The sequence below is a fragment of the Glutamicibacter sp. NPDC127525 genome, from assembly GCF_042672105.1.
Classification (GTDB): domain Bacteria; phylum Actinomycetota; class Actinomycetes; order Actinomycetales; family Micrococcaceae; genus Glutamicibacter.
The window spans coordinates 79,767-94,956 of sequence record NZ_JBHXVN010000008.1; the positions used below are offsets into that span (position 1 = coordinate 79,767).

Here is a 15,190-nt window from a genome sequence, read left to right on the forward strand (position 1 = left end):
TGCTCAACGCGATGGCCGAGAAGAGGTAGAGGCTATCGGGCATCGGCTGCTTCTCCCGCCTGCTGCCCGCCGGCCTGCTGAGCGGTGCCGGTGCGCCGTCGCAGCAGGTAGGCCGCCGCAAGTCCGGCCAGGAAAATCGCCATGGCTACCACCATCATGCTCTGCGGTGCGATCCAGCTGGCCGCCACGGCGCTGATCAGCGCCAGCATGGACAGCGACACACTGCGGTAGGCCTTGAACGCTTCGATCGCCAGCACGGCAAACAATGCGGTCACCGCGAATTCCAGACCCCTGATGGATTCGGGGATCATTGCGCTCAGCAGCGATCCGCCCAGCACGCTGGTGGTCCAGCTTGCATGGAACAGGCTCTGGATGGCCAGGATCCGCGTCGAGGAATAGTCCTTCCGCTCGGCCTGCAGGGTCAGCGCATAGGCCTCATCGGTCAGCGCAAACATGCTGTAGAACTTCGCCCCCTGGCCCTTGACCCGGTGCAGCGGGAAAGAGATCGCATAGAATACGTGGCGGAAATTGACTACCAGCGTGGTCAGGGCGATATGGGACAGCGGCGCCACGGCGGCAAGCAGCCCGATCAAGAGGAATTCCAGGGAACCGGCGAACACCAGCCCGGCAAGCAAGGGAGCTGACCACCAGGGCAATCCCGAGCGCACCAGCAGCACGCCCAGGGCCAGGCCCAATGGCATGACCGCCAGACTGGCGGGAAGCACATTTTTCGCGCCCAGCCTGATCTGCTGCCATCGGCCCTCGTCGGACAAAGGCCGGGAACCTTTAATTGCCAGTTTTTCGCTCATGAAGCAATATTAGGAAATTCCAAGCCAAATATGGTTGCCAATTCTAGCCAACCGACGGGTTGGATCGGCAATAATAGATGCATGGATGATCTTGACCGCGCAATTATTGCCGAACTGGAAAATGACGGCCGCATCAGCAACCTCGAGCTCTCGCGCAGGGTGGGCCTGACCCCCGCTCCCTGCCTGCGCCGCGTCCAGCGCCTGGAGGCCGAGGGAATCATCCATGGCTACAAGGCGATCGTCAATCCCAAGGCCTATGGCAGGGGCTTCGAGGTTACCGTGGCCATTGACGTCGAAATGAACAACGAGCACAGCCTCGACGAATTCGAGAAGGCGGTGGACACCGTTGCCGGCGTTACCGAAATACGCCGCCTCTACGGCCAGCCCGACTACTTCCTGCGCATCCAGGTGGCCGATGCCGAGGCCTACGACCGGGACCTGATTCCCAAGCTGACCGCGCTGCCGGCGGTCCGCCGCGTCACCTCCCACATGACCATGCGCCGGGTGAAGGGCTAGGGCACTGCGGGCGTGGCGATCACCTGCACGTCATCTTCGTAGATGATGGTGCCCGGAGCACTGCTTTCCAGCTTCTCCCAGCCGATCCGGTGCGCGTCGAGCAACCGCAAATACGGCTCGACGCGCTCCAGCAGGTGCTGCGCGCTGCCCTTGAACCACGCCACGGCCCCGGGGTTGATCGCATGATCGTAGATTGCCCGATGGGTGCGGCTCGGGTTCGGATAGGCAGCGTCGTACCAGTCGTTGCCCGCACGCCAGATGGCGTGTTCGGCGGCGCTCAGCTTCCCGCCGTGGCCCAGGGAATTGGCCAGCGCGAAAATCCCCAGGTGCACGCCGCGGTGATTGGGCTCGGTGCCCTGGTAGCGGATGAATTGCACCGGCTAGGCCTCGGGCACGAATTCCCCGTGGCCATCTTCGCGCAGGCCCGCGCGAAGCGCTTGCGCGTTCTTGTCCATGGCCACCGGATCCGGGTTATCGGCCGCATTGGACAGGTCGAAGTCCGCCAGCGAGTTGGTCGGCCAGACATGCACATGCAGGTGCGGCACCTCGAATCCGGCGATCATCAGGCCCGCGCGCTGCGCGGAGAACACGCGCTTCTGGGTGCGCCCGATCTTGGCCGCGACCAGGGTCAGGTGCGCAACCAGCTCGTCGGAGGCATCGGTGAACTCGTCGATTTCCTCGCGCGGAACCACCAGTGCGTGCCCGTCGGAGAGCGGCCCGATGGACAAGAACGCCACGCAGGTTTCGTCCTCCCACACGAAGCGGCCCGGGATCTGCCCGTTGATGATCTTGGTGAACAGCGTACTCATTGCTGCCTTTCTTGCTCGATGGCTGAATTCTAGTGGCGGTGCTTCTCGTCGCTCGTAGCGACCGGCGCACCCGGGTAGGAGCAGTATTCGGACCAGCTGCCGGGGAAGAGCCCCAGCGGGATCCCGGCACTTGCCGCGGCCAATACCTGGTGCGCCGCGGTGATCCCCGAACCGCAGTAGGCGGCCGATCCCGGCCTGTGGGCACCCAGCGTCACGAAGCTGGAATGCAGCACCTCCGGCGCCCGGAAACGCATCTGCGCGTCGAGGTTGTCGGTGGTGGGACGGTTCAGCGCACCGGGAATATGCCCGGCCACCGGGTCGATGGGCTCCTCGATGCCCAGGTAGCGCGCGGTGGCCCGCGAGTCGATCAGGGTGCCGGGCAAGGTGTCCAGCTCCTCGTACTCCACCACCGGCATCCGGCCCCACGACAGCGAAACGCTGCCCTTGGCGGCCTGCTCGTAGCCCAGCGCCAGCTCTCCGCCGGCGTCCGTCCAGGCCCCGAGCCCGCCGTCGAGCACCTGCACGCGGTCGAATCCGGCATGGCGCAGCAGCCACCAGGCCCGGGCCGCGGCGAGGGCTCCGGAGTTGTCGTACGCCACCACGTGGCTCTGGGCGTTGATGCCCCAGCCGCGCGCGGCCTGCTCGAAGTCCGCCGGCAAAGGCAGCGGGTGGCGGCCGGTATGCTCGCCCGGCGCACCGGAAAGCTCTTTTTCCAGGTCAGCGAACACCGCGCCGGGGATATGCCCGGCAGCGTAGCTCTGCGCCCCGTCGTCGCGGCCCAGGACCCACCGCACATCGAGCAGCACCGGCTGGCCCCCGGCGTCCAGGATTTCGCGAAGCTGCGCGGCGCTTATCAAGGGGTTCATTCGTTGGTGCCTCCCAGCAACTCGTCGAGATGATGTTCGATTCCAGGTTCCAAGCGCACATAGCTGCATCCTGCCCGCTGGGCGATCGCGCCGAGCTGGCGATCGAAAAGCCCCAGTCCGTCGGCGTTGAGCAGCCCGTCGTGGATCGGCATCCAGCACTTCGCATCCACGGCCACCGCGAAGTCGGCAGCCTCGGCCATCTTGCCCCACGGGGCCATCACCGGCAGCAGCAGCACATCCGGCTGCGCCCCCACCGGCACCTGGTAGCTGTCGCCCGGGTGGAAGACCTCCAGCTGGCCTACCGCGCGGTCCCCCAGGAGGTAGCCCACGTTGGCAACCACTGCAATGGAATGGTGGATGGTGGCGTGGGTGCCTCCGAAAGTCCGTACGCGAATGCCGCCGACAATGAAGTCGGCCCCGGCTCGCACCGTCACCACCTGGGATTGGGCCGCTGGCGGCAGCTGGTCGCGCATCGCCTGCGCCAGCGCGGCCGGCGCGTAGAGCTCCAGGATGGAATTCGCCTCCAGCGCGGCGGCAATGGCCGGCTGGTCGGCATGGTCAGCATGCTCATGGGTGACCAGCACGGCATTGATGCCGTCGAACGCGTCGTCAAGCTGCGAAAATCCGCCCGGATCCAGCAAGACCTTGCCGTCGATCGTGCTCGCTTCCAAGCAGGAATGGCCCCTAAGTTTGATGCGCATATCCTTAGCGTAGGCTCAGCGCCCCGCCCATGCCAGAGCCAGACACGCATTGCAACGCAAAGTTGGCTAAAATTGAGGGAAACCGCAGGTGATTGGCCCAGTTCGCTGGCTCATCGCCGGTCCGCAACAAACTCAAGGAATGGTGCACGTCGATGTCCCAGCCAGAAACCCGGGTCACCAAGCAGCGCCTGGCCGTCACCGAGGCACTGGGCGAGGTCGATGATTTCGCCACCGCCCAGCAGCTGCATCGTTGGCTGCAGGATTCGGAGAAAAAGGTTTCGCTGGCCACCGTGTACCGCCTGCTGCAGTCCATGGCCGACGATGGCCTGGTCGATGTGCTGCGCAGCGGAGATGGCGAAGCCCGCTTCCGCCAGTGCGTCACCGAGGTCCACCACCATCATCTGGTCTGCCGCGTTTGCTCCAAAACCGTCGAGGTACTTGCCCCTTCCGTCGAGCGCTGGGCCGCTCGGGTTGCCGCGGAGCACGACTTCTCCGATCCCGAGCACACCGTGGAAATCTACGGCCTCTGCGCCGACTGCCGTGCCAAAGCCAAGGCTGGCGCCCCCGCTGCCTCGTAGCCCTTTCCGCTGCCTGGACCTGGGTCCAGCGGACTGTTCGGCGCCCCAAGAATTCGGTAATCCACAGCTGAATCATTCGAAGACATATTCGAGCAATGGGCGTATACTAGTACTATGTTCGAAGCAAAGGCGCAAGGAAACAGCCTAGCCCGCCCAGCAGATCAGCCGGATTTCGAATCCCACCTGATCCAGCTGCAGAACGACCTGTCATGGTTCCATGACCACGGCGGCAAGGCCGCGTGCGCCCGGGTTATCGAGTCCGTCGAAGGACTGGTCTCATCCTTGCGCTATCAGCAAGCCGGCCTGGCTCACCAGTTGGAGAAGGAAGTCCTGCGCGAGAATGAAGAGCGCGGCACCAACATCGATGACCAGGTCCACGGAGCGGCCAGCCGCGTCGCCATCGCCCGCAAGCAGACTCAACGAGGCTCCAGGAACTACCTGGCCAATTGCCGCATCCTCTTCGAGGACACCCCGAATATCGCTGCCGCATTCTCCCGTGGTGAATTCACCGAAGCGCAGATCAATGCAATGCTCACCCCGCTGCAGGAAGTCCGGCCATTGCGCCGCACCGAGTTCGATGCGATCTACGGGCAGAATCCAGACATGTTCGAATCCATGGGCCCCAAGCGCATCAAGGAGACGGTCACCAGCTTCACGATCAAGTACGCATCGGACCGGGAAGACAAGAAGCTGAAGGAAGCCAACCAGCAACGCTACGTTCGCTTCCGCACCGATCGGGAAGCAGGGTGCGTCTTCCTCCAGGCCCGTCTGCCTATCGTTGGCGGAACCGGATTGCAGATGACGCTGCGAAACCAGTCATGCAGGATCAAGCGCAAGGGCGATGCCCGCACCCGCTCCCAGATCCAGGCCGATCTGCTGGCCCGCTACATGTTCTTCGATGAAAACAATGAGCAGAAGATCAACGTCCAGCTCGGACTGGTCATGACCGATAGAGCGCTGTTCATGGGTGATCGCGAACCGGCCCACTTGGAAGGCTACGGCTTCATCCCCGCGCAGACTGCGCGGGAACTCATTGGCGGCCACCAGATTCCCAACGAGCTGACCTTCGCGGAAATGGAAGCCGAACTCACCCCCGAGAATATTGAGCGGATCGAAGTGATGACGGAGATAACTCGTCTCTACACCGCTCCCGGGGACCAGGAACTGATCGCGATGGATTCCAAAGCCCGGATCTTCCCGGATAAGCTCAAGAGGTTCATCGGGATTCGCGATCGGCATTGCCGAACGCCCTTCTGCGACGGGCTGGTCGAAGAAACAGACCACGTGCTCCAGTATGCACGTGGCGGCAAGACGACCGTGGCCAACGCCTCGGGCCGTTGCGCGACCTGCAACAAGGCAAAGCAGGCCGACGGCTGGTACGAGTACACCGCTTTCCGCGATCGGCACTCGATGATGATCTGTCCGGGCTCGGCGATGTCCTATCGATCCACTGCGCCACCGGCAACTGGAATCATGCACAAGCCATTCCCGCAACTAATGCGCGACTCGAAATGGTTCGCTGATTTCAAGGAACGGCTCACCAGGCCCGACGGACCAGGAACTACTGAAACCTAGGCAGCGGCGCGCGTTCTGCCGCGCGGCCCCTCCCTATTCTGCAATTTACCGCACGAGGGCCAGCCCCGGACCCGTCAGGCCCACAGCGTGCTTGCCTCGGCCTGAAACCAGCATCAGCAGTTCAAGGCGCGGTCCTGCGATCTGCGGGCCGATGCCCAGCCGGAAGTCTTCGTCTTCGCTGCACAGCTGGACCCTGCTCGCTAATTCCTTGGCACCCCCGACACCCTGCGGGGTCGCTGCCTGGTATTTGATTGCTGGCTCCAGGGATTCTGCAGGATAGTCCCGTTTCAGGCCCACGGCACGACGGATGTCTTCCCCATGGGCGATTTCCTCCACCAACCTGCTGGCAAGCGGAACCGGTGGAGTGGCCCGCAAAGCCGCGACCTCGACGAGCCTGCGCAATGTCCCATCGGGAGTCGCGGCCTTCTCGGCGGCCACGCCATTGTCGTTCTGGCGGTCCAAGCTGAATCCGGCCTTGGCCATCCCGGCAAGCAGGCGGAAGAAAGTCGCACGCGCGTTATCTGCCAAATGAGCAGCCACGTCATGGACGCTCCACGCATCGCACAGGGAGGGAACTTCCCACTGATCCGGATCCAAAGTTCCCAGATCGTCGATCAGGGCCAGGCGTTCGGCATGCACCAATGGCCAGATCTCACTGGCTGGAATTTTGCTCATGCTCCAGCTTGGAGGTTCGGCTGCTTGCTAGTCAACCGGGCCCGGAACCAGCGGGGGCGCGCTGGCCGAATGCAGCTCCTAGACTTGGTGGCGGCGAGGGGAACGCACCGCTTCGATTCCGCGGCAGACCACATAGATCACGAACGAAATCGTGGTCACATATGGACTGATCGGCAAGGAACCAGCCAGGGCAAGAAGGATGCCGCCCACGACAGCCAGTTCCGCGAACACGATGGAGAGCACGACGGTGATGACCGGATTGGAGCTCACGCGCATGGCGGCTGCGGCGGGCGTGATCAGCAGCGCCAGCACCAGCAAGGCACCGACCACTTGAATCGTCACCGCTACAGCCAGCGCCAGGATCATCATGAAGACGATGGACAGGCCAGCAGTGCGCACGCCCCGGGCATTGGCAACCACCGGGTCCACCGAAGCGAAGGTCAGCGGACGCCAAATAACCAGCAGCGCGATCACTACCAACGCCGAAAGGACCAGCATTCCTGTCAATTGCACGTCATCCACGGCCACGATCTGGCCGGTCAGCAGGCCAAACTTATTGGCGCTTCGCCCCTCATACAGTGACAGGAACAAGATGCCCAGGCCAAGGCCGAAAGGCATCAGCACGCCGGTGATGGAATTCCGATCCCTCGCCCGGGTTCCGAGAATGCCAAGGATCAGCGCCGCGATCATGGACCCGAACACCGAGCCAGTCACCACGTCGGCGCCGATGAGCAAGGCGAAGGCCGCCCCCGCAAAGGACAGCTCAGCGATGCCGTGCACGGCGAAAGCCATGTCCCGCATCATGATGAAGATGCCGATCAGACCGCCAACCACGCCCAGGACTGCACCGGCAATCAGGGAATTGGTCACCAGCGGAAGCAGCAGTCCGTAATCCTGGAAGTTGAACGCCTTCTCGATGAGATCCGAAAAGTCCATGTCCTGCTCCTACTTTCCGGTCTCTAGATCGATTTCTTCAACGTGGTCGTGCCCATCGGCCGGCAATGCCCGATTGCCATCGCCCGAGACCACCACGATGCGGCCATTGACCCGCAGCACCTCGACCGGAGCACCGTAAAGTTCGGTGAGCACCGCAGACTGCATGACTTCATCCACGCTGCCCAGATGGAAGCGACCTTCGGCCAGGTACAAGACGCGGTCGACATAGGGCAGGATCGGGTTTATCTCGTGCGTCACGAAGACTACCGCGCTGCCGCGCTCTGCGGCCTGGCGGTGAATCACTTCGCTGATCGCCTGCTGGTGATTGAGGTCCAGGGAGAGCAGCGGCTCGTCGCATAGCAGGACCCGGGGATCGCTGGCCAAAGCCTGCGCTGCGCGCAGGCGCTGCTGCTCGCCTCCGGAAAGGTCGGACACCGCACGGTTGGCGTAGGCGGTAGCGCCGACCAGTTCCAGCAGTTCGTCGACCTTGTTGCGCACGGCCCTGCGGGCCACGCGAATCCCGGGCCGGGTTCCATCCAGTCCCAGTGCGACCAGGTCGCGAGCGCGCAGGGGAACGTTGTCCCCGAAGGGGCGCTGCTGCGGGATCAACCCCACGGCAGCCGACCCCCGGCGCACGGCCTCCCCGGCGATCGAGACCCTGCCTCGATTGAGCGCGGTGGTGCCGAGCATCGTGTTGATGAAGCTGGTCTTGCCCGAGCCGTTGGGCCCTAGAACTGCAAGGAACTCCCCCGCCGCTATGGATAGGTTGAGTTCATCCCAGAGCACGCGGAAGCCATAGGCAAGGCGCGCGTCTTCAAACCTGACGATGGGGGTCTCTGTCATTGACTGCTTTCTGGATTGCGCTGGCTGAGGATGGGCCGGCAACGAAAAACTGCGGCACCCGCAATGGGTGCCGCAGTCAATCGTATCAGTTGCGAGTCATTCGCAATATGCACTCAGGGGTGAGCTTGAGCTAATTTGCCCGTTTTTCGCTGCGAGGCGGGTTGACGCGTTTTCGCGTGGTATCGGTGATTTCACCGACCAGCACCTCGATCACGTCCTCCAGGAAGAGCACGCCGAGCGTTGCCCCCGACTCGTCGACAACCGCCGAAAGGTGGTTGCCTTCCTGCCGCATCGCTTCCAGGGCGGCCTCGATTTCGGTGTCCTGCTCCAACCGGCCCAGCGGGTGCAATGGCAAATCAAGCAGCGGCTGCGTGGAGTGGGCATCATCGATGAGCATCACGTCCTTCACATGCCAGTAGCCCACCGGAACCTCGTTCTTGGTGATCACCATGCGCGAGAATCCGGTCTTGCCGACCTTCTTCTCGAAAGCGCGCGCGGTCGTCTGCCCGTATTCCAAGGTGAACAGGTCATCCAGCGGAACCATGCAGCTGCGCGCGGTAACCGAGGAGAATTCCAGCGCTTTGGTCAAGCGTGCGGCATCGTCCTCATCCAGCGCGCCTTCCTCGGATGAAGCATCGATGATCGATCGGACTTCAGCGGCGGTATACGAGCTGGCCACCTCATCCTTCGGTTCGATACCGAAGGCGTGCAGCACCAGGTTCGCCACGCCATTGAGCGACGCCGTAATCGGCTTGAGCACCTTGGACAGGCCGACCAGTGGCATGGCCAGCAGCAGCACGGCCTTGTCCGCAACGGAAACCGAAATGTTCTTCGGCACCATTTCGCCGAAGGTCACGTGCAGGAAGGTCACCAGGATCAAGGCAATCAGGAACGCTACGGTGTCCGCAGCTGATTCGGCCATGCCGATCATGGTCAGCGGTTCGGCCAGCAGGTGGTGGATCGCCGGCTCCGAAATATTCAGGATCAGCAGCGAGCAAACGGTAATGCCCAACTGGCACACCGCGAGCATGATCGAAACATGCTCCATGGCGTACAGCGCGATCTTTGCCCGCTTATTGCCCTCGTCGGCCAAGGGTTCAATCTGCGAACGACGCGCACTCATCACCGCGAATTCGCCGGCAACGAAGAAGGCATTGCCAGCCAGCAAGACAATCAGCCAGACCAGGCCCATGAAGTCATTCATTGCCATCCTCCTGCACTGCTGGTTCGAAACGAACCTGCGAGATGCGGCGGCCATCGAGCTCGGTCACCGTGAAGGTGCCATGCTCGGTGGCGACGCGGTCATTGAGGTCAGCCAAGCGGCCCAATTCGGCGAGCATGAAGCCGCCGATGGTTTCGTAGGTCGACTCTTCCGGGATGACGTCCGTATCGAAGTTCTCGTTGATCTGGTCCGGGCGGTACATGCCCGGGAACAGCCAGTTGCCGTCGGGCTGGGTGACCGCTTCCTCTTCGTCCTCGTCGTGCTCATCGGAAACTTCGCCGACGATTTCTTCGACCAGGTCTTCAAGGGTCACCAGTCCAGCGGTTCCACCGTATTCGTCCATCACGATCGCGACCTGGAATTCGGCGGCGCGCAACTGCTCAAGCAGCACATCGAGGTGAATGGTTTCCGGAACGTACAGCGCGTCGCGGGCGAACTCGCCGACCTGCAGCGCTGCGCGGCGTTCGCGGGGCACCGAGACAATTGCCTTGACGTGACAGATGCCTTGGATTTCATCGGTGGAGCCGGTGGTGACCGGGAAACGCGAGAATCCGGTGTCCGCGCTGACTTCGATCAGCTCGGAAAGAGCCGCCTCGGAATCAATGGTGGACATCGAGGTTCGCGGGGTCATCACGTCGGCGGCGGTGCGCTCGGAGAATTCAATGGTGGATTCCACGAAGCGAGCGGTCTGCACATCCAAGGTGCCCAGCTGAGCCGAACGGCGGACCAGCGATGCCAGTTCCTGCGAGGAGCGGGCCGCGGAGATTTCTTCCTTGGCTTCGAGTCCGAAGAACTTGCGCAGTACCGCATTCGAGAAGCCGTTGAGCACGATGATGGCCGGCTTGAAGATGGCGGTGAAAACCAGCTGCGGGCGGGCCAGCAGCTTGCCAACCTTCATCGCCTGGGCAATTGCCATGTTCTTCGGGACCAGTTCGCCGATCAGCATCGAAAGCAAGGTGGCAACGACCATCGAGATCACCACGGCAATGGCCAGCGAGCTTGCGGCCGGAATGCCGAATTGTTCCATCAACGGCTCGAGCAGCGCGCTCATTGCGGGTTCAAGCACGTAGCCGGTCAGCAGCGTGGTCAGCGTAATGCCCAGCTGGCAGCTGGACAGCTGGGTAGAGAGGGAGGTGAGGCACTGCAGCAGCGGCTTAGCGCCACGCTCGCCGTCATTTACGGCACGCTGCACGGTGCTTTTATCCAGGGCGACCAAGGAGAATTCCACGGCCACGAAGAAGCCGGTGCCGAGAATCAGCAGCAGGCCGAAAAGTATTGAGAGCCATTCCATAGGCGTTTACCGCCGCCTATTCACTGGCGTGCGAAGTTCAGTTCCAGTGCCGACAGGGCGGCAACTAGAAGGCTCCAAAAGGGAGGCGGAACTTCCTGAACATGGACTGTTGTGGCCGGCACTGCGCCCTTGGGCGGCACACCGGCTTGGAGAGTGGGATTCCATAGTGCGAATTAGTCTATCGAACGAAGGGCCATTGCGCACCACTTCGACACATGCTCGCCCAGCGGTGCTTTGGATACGCTGAACGGCATGTTAGGCGCAACACTTTCGTGACATTACATACGTGCCGTGGCCAAGTGGGCGGAAAAGTCACTAGACTGGTGCGCAGGTCTAGAAATCTTGTGGGCCGCAGTGGTCGTATCACGTCCTCGAAAGACCACCGGCTCAAGCTAGAACAACGTAGAAATCAGGGAAGAGGCGTTGCACGTGCCAGAGCAAGCACACCACCGACTTACTGAAGAGTTTGGTGGAAACGAGTGGCTAGTAGACGAGCTGTTCGAACAGTATCTCGTCGACAAGAACTCGGTAGATAAGAAATGGTGGGATATTTTCGAATCTCTCGCCGCCGAAAAGAAGGCACCAGCAGCACCGGCAGCGCAGCCGGCGCCAGCAGCGGCAGCACCAGCCGCAGCATCTGCAGCCAACGGGCAGGGCGCGCCACGCGCCGCAGCCCAGGCCCGTGCCTCCGAACCAGCACCGGCTGCCAAGGCAGCACCAGCTCCGGCCGCTGAAGCCAAGAAGGCCGAGCCAGCACCGAAGACTGCGCCGATCCCGGCACAGGCTCCGAAGGCTACGCCGTCCACCGAACTTTTCGGTGAGGAAAAGCGCACCCCGCTGCGTGGACCAATGAAGGCCATCGCAACCAACATGGATGCCTCCCTCACCGTGCCTACGGCCACCACCGTGCGTGCCGTACCGGCGAAGGTGATGATCGACAACCGCATTGTCATCAACAACCACCTCAAGCGCGCTCGCGGCGGCAAGATCTCCTTCACCCACCTGATCGGCTTCGCCGTGATCCGTGCGCTGAAGCAGATCCCGTCGATGAACGTCACCTACGACGTGATCGACAAGAAGCCAACTGCGATCCAGCCAGCCCACGTGAACTTCGGCATCGCGATCGACATGCCGAAGCCGGATGGCACCCGCATGCTGGCCGTGCCGAACATCAAGGCTGCCGAGACCCTGAGCTTCAACGAGTTCTGGGCCACCTACGAAGACCTGATCAAGCGCGCCCGCGGCAACAAGCTGACCGCTGACGACTACGCAGGCACCACCGTTTCACTGACCAACCCAGGCGGCATCGGCACCGTTCACTCGGTTCCACGCCTGTCCAAGGGCCAGGCCGCGATCATCGGCGTTGGCGCACTGGAATACCCGGCAGAGTACCGCGGCTCCTCGGAGAAGACCGTGGCCGCCCTGGGTATCGGCAAGCACATCACCCTGACCTCCACCTACGACCACCGCGTCATCCAGGGTGCAGGTTCGGGCGAATTCCTGAAGCTGGTCGAGTCGCTGCTGCTGGGCGAGCAGGGTTTCTACGACGAGATCTTCGAGCAGCTGCGCATCCCTTACGAGCCGGTTCGCTGGGCCGTTGACAACCAGGTCGACATCGACCTGCAGGTCAACAAGGTTGCCCGCATCCAGCACCTGATCAACTCCTACCGCGTGCGCGGCCACCTGATGGCCGATACCAACCCGCTGGAGTACGTCCAGCGCAAGCACCCGGACCTGGACATCAATTCCTACGGCCTGACCCTGTGGGATCTGGACCGCGAATGGCTGGCCGGCGGCCTGGGCGGCAAGGACCGCGGCCTGCTGCGCGACATCCTCGGCGTGCTGCGCGATGCCTACTGCCGCACCATCGGCACCGAGTACATGCACCTGCAGAACCCCGAAGAGCGCGAATGGTTCCAGGCCAAGCTGGAGTCCGGCTACGCCAAGCCAAGCCGCGAAGAGCAGCTGCGCATCCTGTCGAAGCTGAACTCCGCCGAGGCTTTCGAGACCTTCCTGCAGACCAAGTTCGTCGGCCAGAAGCGCTTCTCGCTGGAAGGCGGCGAATCGCTGATTCCACTGCTGGATGCGATCATCTCCGACGCAGCCGACGAGCAGCTGGACGAGGTCGCGATCGGCATGGCCCACCGCGGCCGCCTGAACGTGCTGACCAACATCGCCGGCAAGACCTACGCACAGGTCTTCCGCGAATTCGAAGGCACCGCAACCCCGGGCTCGGTCCAGGGTTCGGGCGATGTGAAGTACCACCTGGGCACCGAGGGTTCGTACACCTCGGATGCGGGCAACCAGACCAAGATCTACCTGGCTGCCAACCCATCGCACCTGGAAGCAGTCGATCCAGTGCTCGAGGGCATCACCCGCGCCAAGCTGGACCGCCTGAACCAGAAGAACACCGTGTTGCCGATCCTGGTCCACGGCGATGCCGCATTCGCCGGCCAGGGCGTGGTCTCCGAGGTACTGGCCATGAGCCAGCTGCCCGGCTACAAGACCGGCGGCACCGTCCACGTGATCGTGAACAACCAGATCGGCTTCACCACCGCGCCGAGCTCCTCGCGCTCCTCGGTGTACGCAACCGACGTTGCACGCACCGTGCAGGCTCCGATCTTCCACGTCAACGGGGATGACCCGGAGGCAGTGGTGCACGTGGGCCAGCTGGCCTTCGAGTATCGCCAGAAGTTCGGCAAGGACGTCGTCATCGACCTGGTGTGCTACCGCCGCCGCGGCCACAACGAGGGCGATGACCCTTCGATGACCCAGCCGATCATGTACAACCTGATCGAAGCCAAGCGCTCGACCCGCAAGCTGTACACCGAGGCCCTGGTGGGCCGCGGCGACATCACGCAGGAAGAAGCCGAGAACGTGCTGGCCGAGTACAAGGAGAACCTGGAGCGCATCTTCGCCGAGACGCATGCGGCCCAGACTTCGCCGATCCCGATCATCACCCCGGGCTCGACCATCAACGACCTGGAGAAGCCATTCGCCCAGGCTGCCGACGAGAACACCGTCGACGGCGCACGCGGCTCGGCCATCACCGCCCAGACGCTGGCGAAGATTGGTGCCGCCCACCTGGATATCCCGGCCGGCTTCACCATGCACACCAAGCTGAAGTCGCTGCTCGAGCGCCGCGAGAAGATGTCCCGCGAAGGCGGCATCGACTGGGGCTTCGCAGAACTGGCAGCCCTGGGCACCTTGACCATGGAAGGCGTGCCGGTCCGCCTGGCAGGCCAGGACTCGCGCCGCGGCACCTTCGTGCAGCGCCACGCAGTCTTCCACGACCGCGAGAACGACACCGAGTGGTACCCGCTGCACCACCTGGCCGAAGACCAGGCACCGCTGTGGATCTACGACTCCCTGCTCTCCGAATACGCCGCGCTCGGCTTCGAGTACGGCTACTCGGTAGAACGCCCGGATGCACTGGTCATGTGGGAAGCGCAGTTCGGCGACTTCGTCAATGGCGCGCAGACCGTGATCGACGAGTTCATCTCCTCCGCAGAGCAGAAGTGGTCGCAGTCCTCCTCGCTGGTCATGCTGCTGCCGCACGGCTACGAAGGCCAGGGCCCGGATCACTCCTCGGCCCGCATCGAGCGCTTCTTGCAGCTGTGCGCCGAGAACAACATGGTCGTTGCCCAGCCTTCCACCGGTGCAAACCACTTCCACCTGCTGCGCCGCCAGGCCTACGCCCGTCCGCGCAAGCCGCTGATCGTCTTCACCCCGAAGCAGCTGCTTCGCCTGAAGGCCGCGGCCAGCTCGGTAGAGGACTTCACCACCGGAGGCTTCCGCGAGGTCATCGGCGATGCGTCGATCACCGATGCGAACGCCGTGGACAAGGTGCTGCTGTGCTCGGGCCGCGTCTACTACGATCTGCTGGCCGCTCGCACCAAGGCGAACGACACCAAGACGGCGCTGGTACGCGTCGAGCAGCTCTACCCGGCTCCGGCCGAGCAGATCGCTGCCGAACTGGCCAAGTACCCGAACGCCGAGGTGGCTTGGGTCCAGGACGAGCCTGCGAACCAGGGTCCATGGCCGTTCTTCGGCTTGTACGTTGCACCGGCACTGGAGCAGAAGATCACCTTGATCTCCCGCCCGGCATCGGCTGCGACCTCCGCTGGCAATGCAAAGCGCCACGACGCAGAAAACGCAGTGCTGATCCAGCAGGCTTTCGCCCGCTAGACCGCATCGCCTGAACGCTGCTGGCCAACTGTTGCCGGCGAACTATCCGGGGGTTCCACCTCGGACGTTCGCCGGCAACAGCGCTTTAACCCCGGCGCTGGTTTTTCGCAGGGAATTGTGGGGTTTAACCAATGACCGCCTCCCCCGATGCCAGCGTTCCGACTGCTAAGGTGGGGAGCGA

General features: G+C 63.0%; 14 protein-coding genes. 4 read left to right on the top strand and 10 right to left on the bottom strand.

All coding sequences use genetic code 11. From position 1 onward, the window contains the following. Nucleotides 1-32: 32 nt before the first annotated feature. Complete coding sequence (locus tag ACFVHU_RS16335; protein ID WP_388025366.1) at nucleotides 33-809, bottom strand: AzlC family ABC transporter permease; 777 nt, start codon at nucleotides 807-809, stop codon at nucleotides 33-35. Nucleotides 810-890: 81 nt separating this feature from the next. Between ACFVHU_RS16335 and ACFVHU_RS16340 the strand changes: the two genes are divergently transcribed. Then, on the top strand, nucleotides 891-1,325 hold the full coding sequence (locus ACFVHU_RS16340; RefSeq protein WP_105658391.1) for an Lrp/AsnC family transcriptional regulator: 435 nt from the start codon (nucleotides 891-893) through the stop codon (nucleotides 1,323-1,325). On the opposite strand, the gene ACFVHU_RS16345 is transcribed toward ACFVHU_RS16340, so the two are convergent. Genes ACFVHU_RS16345 through ACFVHU_RS16360 form a run of 4 tightly spaced genes read right to left on the bottom strand, consistent with a single transcriptional unit; the run spans nucleotide 1,322 to nucleotide 3,701 of the window. Further along, nucleotides 1,322-1,702, bottom strand: coding sequence for a hypothetical protein (locus ACFVHU_RS16345; RefSeq protein WP_105662574.1), 381 nt, complete (start codon nucleotides 1,700-1,702; stop codon nucleotides 1,322-1,324). The genes ACFVHU_RS16340 and ACFVHU_RS16345 overlap by 4 nt on opposite strands. 3 nt (nucleotides 1,703-1,705) lie before the next feature. Then, the gene (locus tag ACFVHU_RS16350; protein WP_105662573.1) at nucleotides 1,706-2,134 is read right to left on the bottom strand and encodes an HIT family protein; all 429 of its coding nucleotides are present in this window, start codon (nucleotides 2,132-2,134) and stop codon (nucleotides 1,706-1,708) included. A gap of 29 nt (nucleotides 2,135-2,163) precedes the next feature. Further along, nucleotides 2,164-3,000: a sulfurtransferase gene (locus ACFVHU_RS16355; RefSeq protein WP_388025369.1), complete on the bottom strand. Its 837-nt coding sequence runs from the start codon at nucleotides 2,998-3,000 to the stop codon at nucleotides 2,164-2,166. Continuing rightward, the gene (locus ACFVHU_RS16360; protein ID WP_133834478.1) at nucleotides 2,997-3,701 is read right to left on the bottom strand and encodes an MBL fold metallo-hydrolase; all 705 of its coding nucleotides are present in this window, start codon (nucleotides 3,699-3,701) and stop codon (nucleotides 2,997-2,999) included. Before ACFVHU_RS16360 ends, ACFVHU_RS16355 begins: the two co-directional genes overlap by 4 nt. Nucleotides 3,702-3,853: 152 nt before the next feature. On the opposite strand from ACFVHU_RS16360, the gene ACFVHU_RS16365 reads away from it, so the two are divergent. Then, nucleotides 3,854-4,279: a Fur family transcriptional regulator gene (locus ACFVHU_RS16365; protein ID WP_105658386.1), complete on the top strand. Its 426-nt coding sequence runs from the start codon at nucleotides 3,854-3,856 to the stop codon at nucleotides 4,277-4,279. A 114-nt stretch (nucleotides 4,280-4,393) separates the two neighbouring features. Further along, nucleotides 4,394-5,854: an HNH endonuclease gene (locus tag ACFVHU_RS16370; RefSeq protein WP_388025371.1), complete on the top strand. Its 1,461-nt coding sequence runs from the start codon at nucleotides 4,394-4,396 to the stop codon at nucleotides 5,852-5,854. A gap of 45 nt (nucleotides 5,855-5,899) precedes the next feature. On the opposite strand, the gene ACFVHU_RS16375 is transcribed toward ACFVHU_RS16370, so the two are convergent. The 5 genes from ACFVHU_RS16375 to ACFVHU_RS16395 all read right to left on the bottom strand — a co-directional run bounded on the left by ACFVHU_RS16375 (nucleotide 5,900) and on the right by ACFVHU_RS16395 (nucleotide 10,821). After that, complete coding sequence (locus ACFVHU_RS16375) at nucleotides 5,900-6,529, bottom strand: maleylpyruvate isomerase family mycothiol-dependent enzyme (RefSeq protein ID WP_388025372.1); 630 nt, start codon at nucleotides 6,527-6,529, stop codon at nucleotides 5,900-5,902. A gap of 78 nt (nucleotides 6,530-6,607) precedes the next feature. Continuing rightward, complete coding sequence (locus tag ACFVHU_RS16380; RefSeq protein ID WP_388025374.1) at nucleotides 6,608-7,465, bottom strand: metal ABC transporter permease; 858 nt, start codon at nucleotides 7,463-7,465, stop codon at nucleotides 6,608-6,610. A 9-nt stretch (nucleotides 7,466-7,474) separates the two neighbouring features. After that, nucleotides 7,475-8,308, bottom strand: coding sequence for a metal ABC transporter ATP-binding protein (locus tag ACFVHU_RS16385; RefSeq protein ID WP_388025376.1), 834 nt, complete (start codon nucleotides 8,306-8,308; stop codon nucleotides 7,475-7,477). Between the two features lie 130 nt (nucleotides 8,309-8,438). Beyond that, entirely contained in the window at nucleotides 8,439-9,512 is a 1,074-nt protein-coding gene (locus ACFVHU_RS16390) for a hemolysin family protein (RefSeq protein ID WP_166650811.1), read from the bottom strand. After that, nucleotides 9,505-10,821, bottom strand: a complete 1,317-nt coding sequence (locus tag ACFVHU_RS16395) for a hemolysin family protein (RefSeq protein WP_133834481.1) — start codon at nucleotides 10,819-10,821, stop codon at nucleotides 9,505-9,507. Before ACFVHU_RS16395 ends, ACFVHU_RS16390 begins: the two co-directional genes overlap by 8 nt. Nucleotides 10,822-11,250: 429 nt before the next feature. On the opposite strand from ACFVHU_RS16395, the gene ACFVHU_RS16400 reads away from it, so the two are divergent. After that, nucleotides 11,251-15,009, top strand: a complete 3,759-nt coding sequence (locus ACFVHU_RS16400; RefSeq protein WP_105658380.1) for a multifunctional oxoglutarate decarboxylase/oxoglutarate dehydrogenase thiamine pyrophosphate-binding subunit/dihydrolipoyllysine-residue succinyltransferase subunit — start codon at nucleotides 11,251-11,253, stop codon at nucleotides 15,007-15,009. Nucleotides 15,010-15,190 lie beyond the last annotated feature (181 nt).

Excerpts from the sequence above, each read along its gene's own strand:
- ACFVHU_RS16335 (WP_388025366.1), bottom strand. The coding sequence starts at position 809 with ATGAGCGAAAAACTGGCAATTAAAGGTTCCCGGCCTTTGTCCGACGAG.
- ACFVHU_RS16340 (WP_105658391.1), top strand. The coding sequence starts at position 891 with ATGGATGATCTTGACCGCGCAATTATTGCCGAACTGGAAAATGACGGC.
- ACFVHU_RS16350 (WP_105662573.1), bottom strand. The coding sequence starts at position 2,134 with ATGAGTACGCTGTTCACCAAGATCATCAACGGGCAGATCCCGGGCCGC.
- ACFVHU_RS16355 (WP_388025369.1), bottom strand. The coding sequence starts at position 3,000 with ATGAACCCCTTGATAAGCGCCGCGCAGCTTCGCGAAATCCTGGACGCC.
- ACFVHU_RS16360 (WP_133834478.1), bottom strand. The coding sequence starts at position 3,701 with ATGCGCATCAAACTTAGGGGCCATTCCTGCTTGGAAGCGAGCACGATC.
- ACFVHU_RS16365 (WP_105658386.1), top strand. The coding sequence starts at position 3,854 with ATGTCCCAGCCAGAAACCCGGGTCACCAAGCAGCGCCTGGCCGTCACC.
- ACFVHU_RS16370 (WP_388025371.1), top strand. The coding sequence starts at position 4,394 with ATGTTCGAAGCAAAGGCGCAAGGAAACAGCCTAGCCCGCCCAGCAGAT.
- ACFVHU_RS16375 (WP_388025372.1), bottom strand. The coding sequence starts at position 6,529 with ATGAGCAAAATTCCAGCCAGTGAGATCTGGCCATTGGTGCATGCCGAA.
- ACFVHU_RS16380 (WP_388025374.1), bottom strand. The coding sequence starts at position 7,465 with ATGGACTTTTCGGATCTCATCGAGAAGGCGTTCAACTTCCAGGATTAC.
- ACFVHU_RS16385 (WP_388025376.1), bottom strand. The coding sequence starts at position 8,308 with ATGACAGAGACCCCCATCGTCAGGTTTGAAGACGCGCGCCTTGCCTAT.
- ACFVHU_RS16390 (WP_166650811.1), bottom strand. The coding sequence starts at position 9,512 with ATGAATGACTTCATGGGCCTGGTCTGGCTGATTGTCTTGCTGGCTGGC.
- ACFVHU_RS16395 (WP_133834481.1), bottom strand. The coding sequence starts at position 10,821 with ATGGAATGGCTCTCAATACTTTTCGGCCTGCTGCTGATTCTCGGCACC.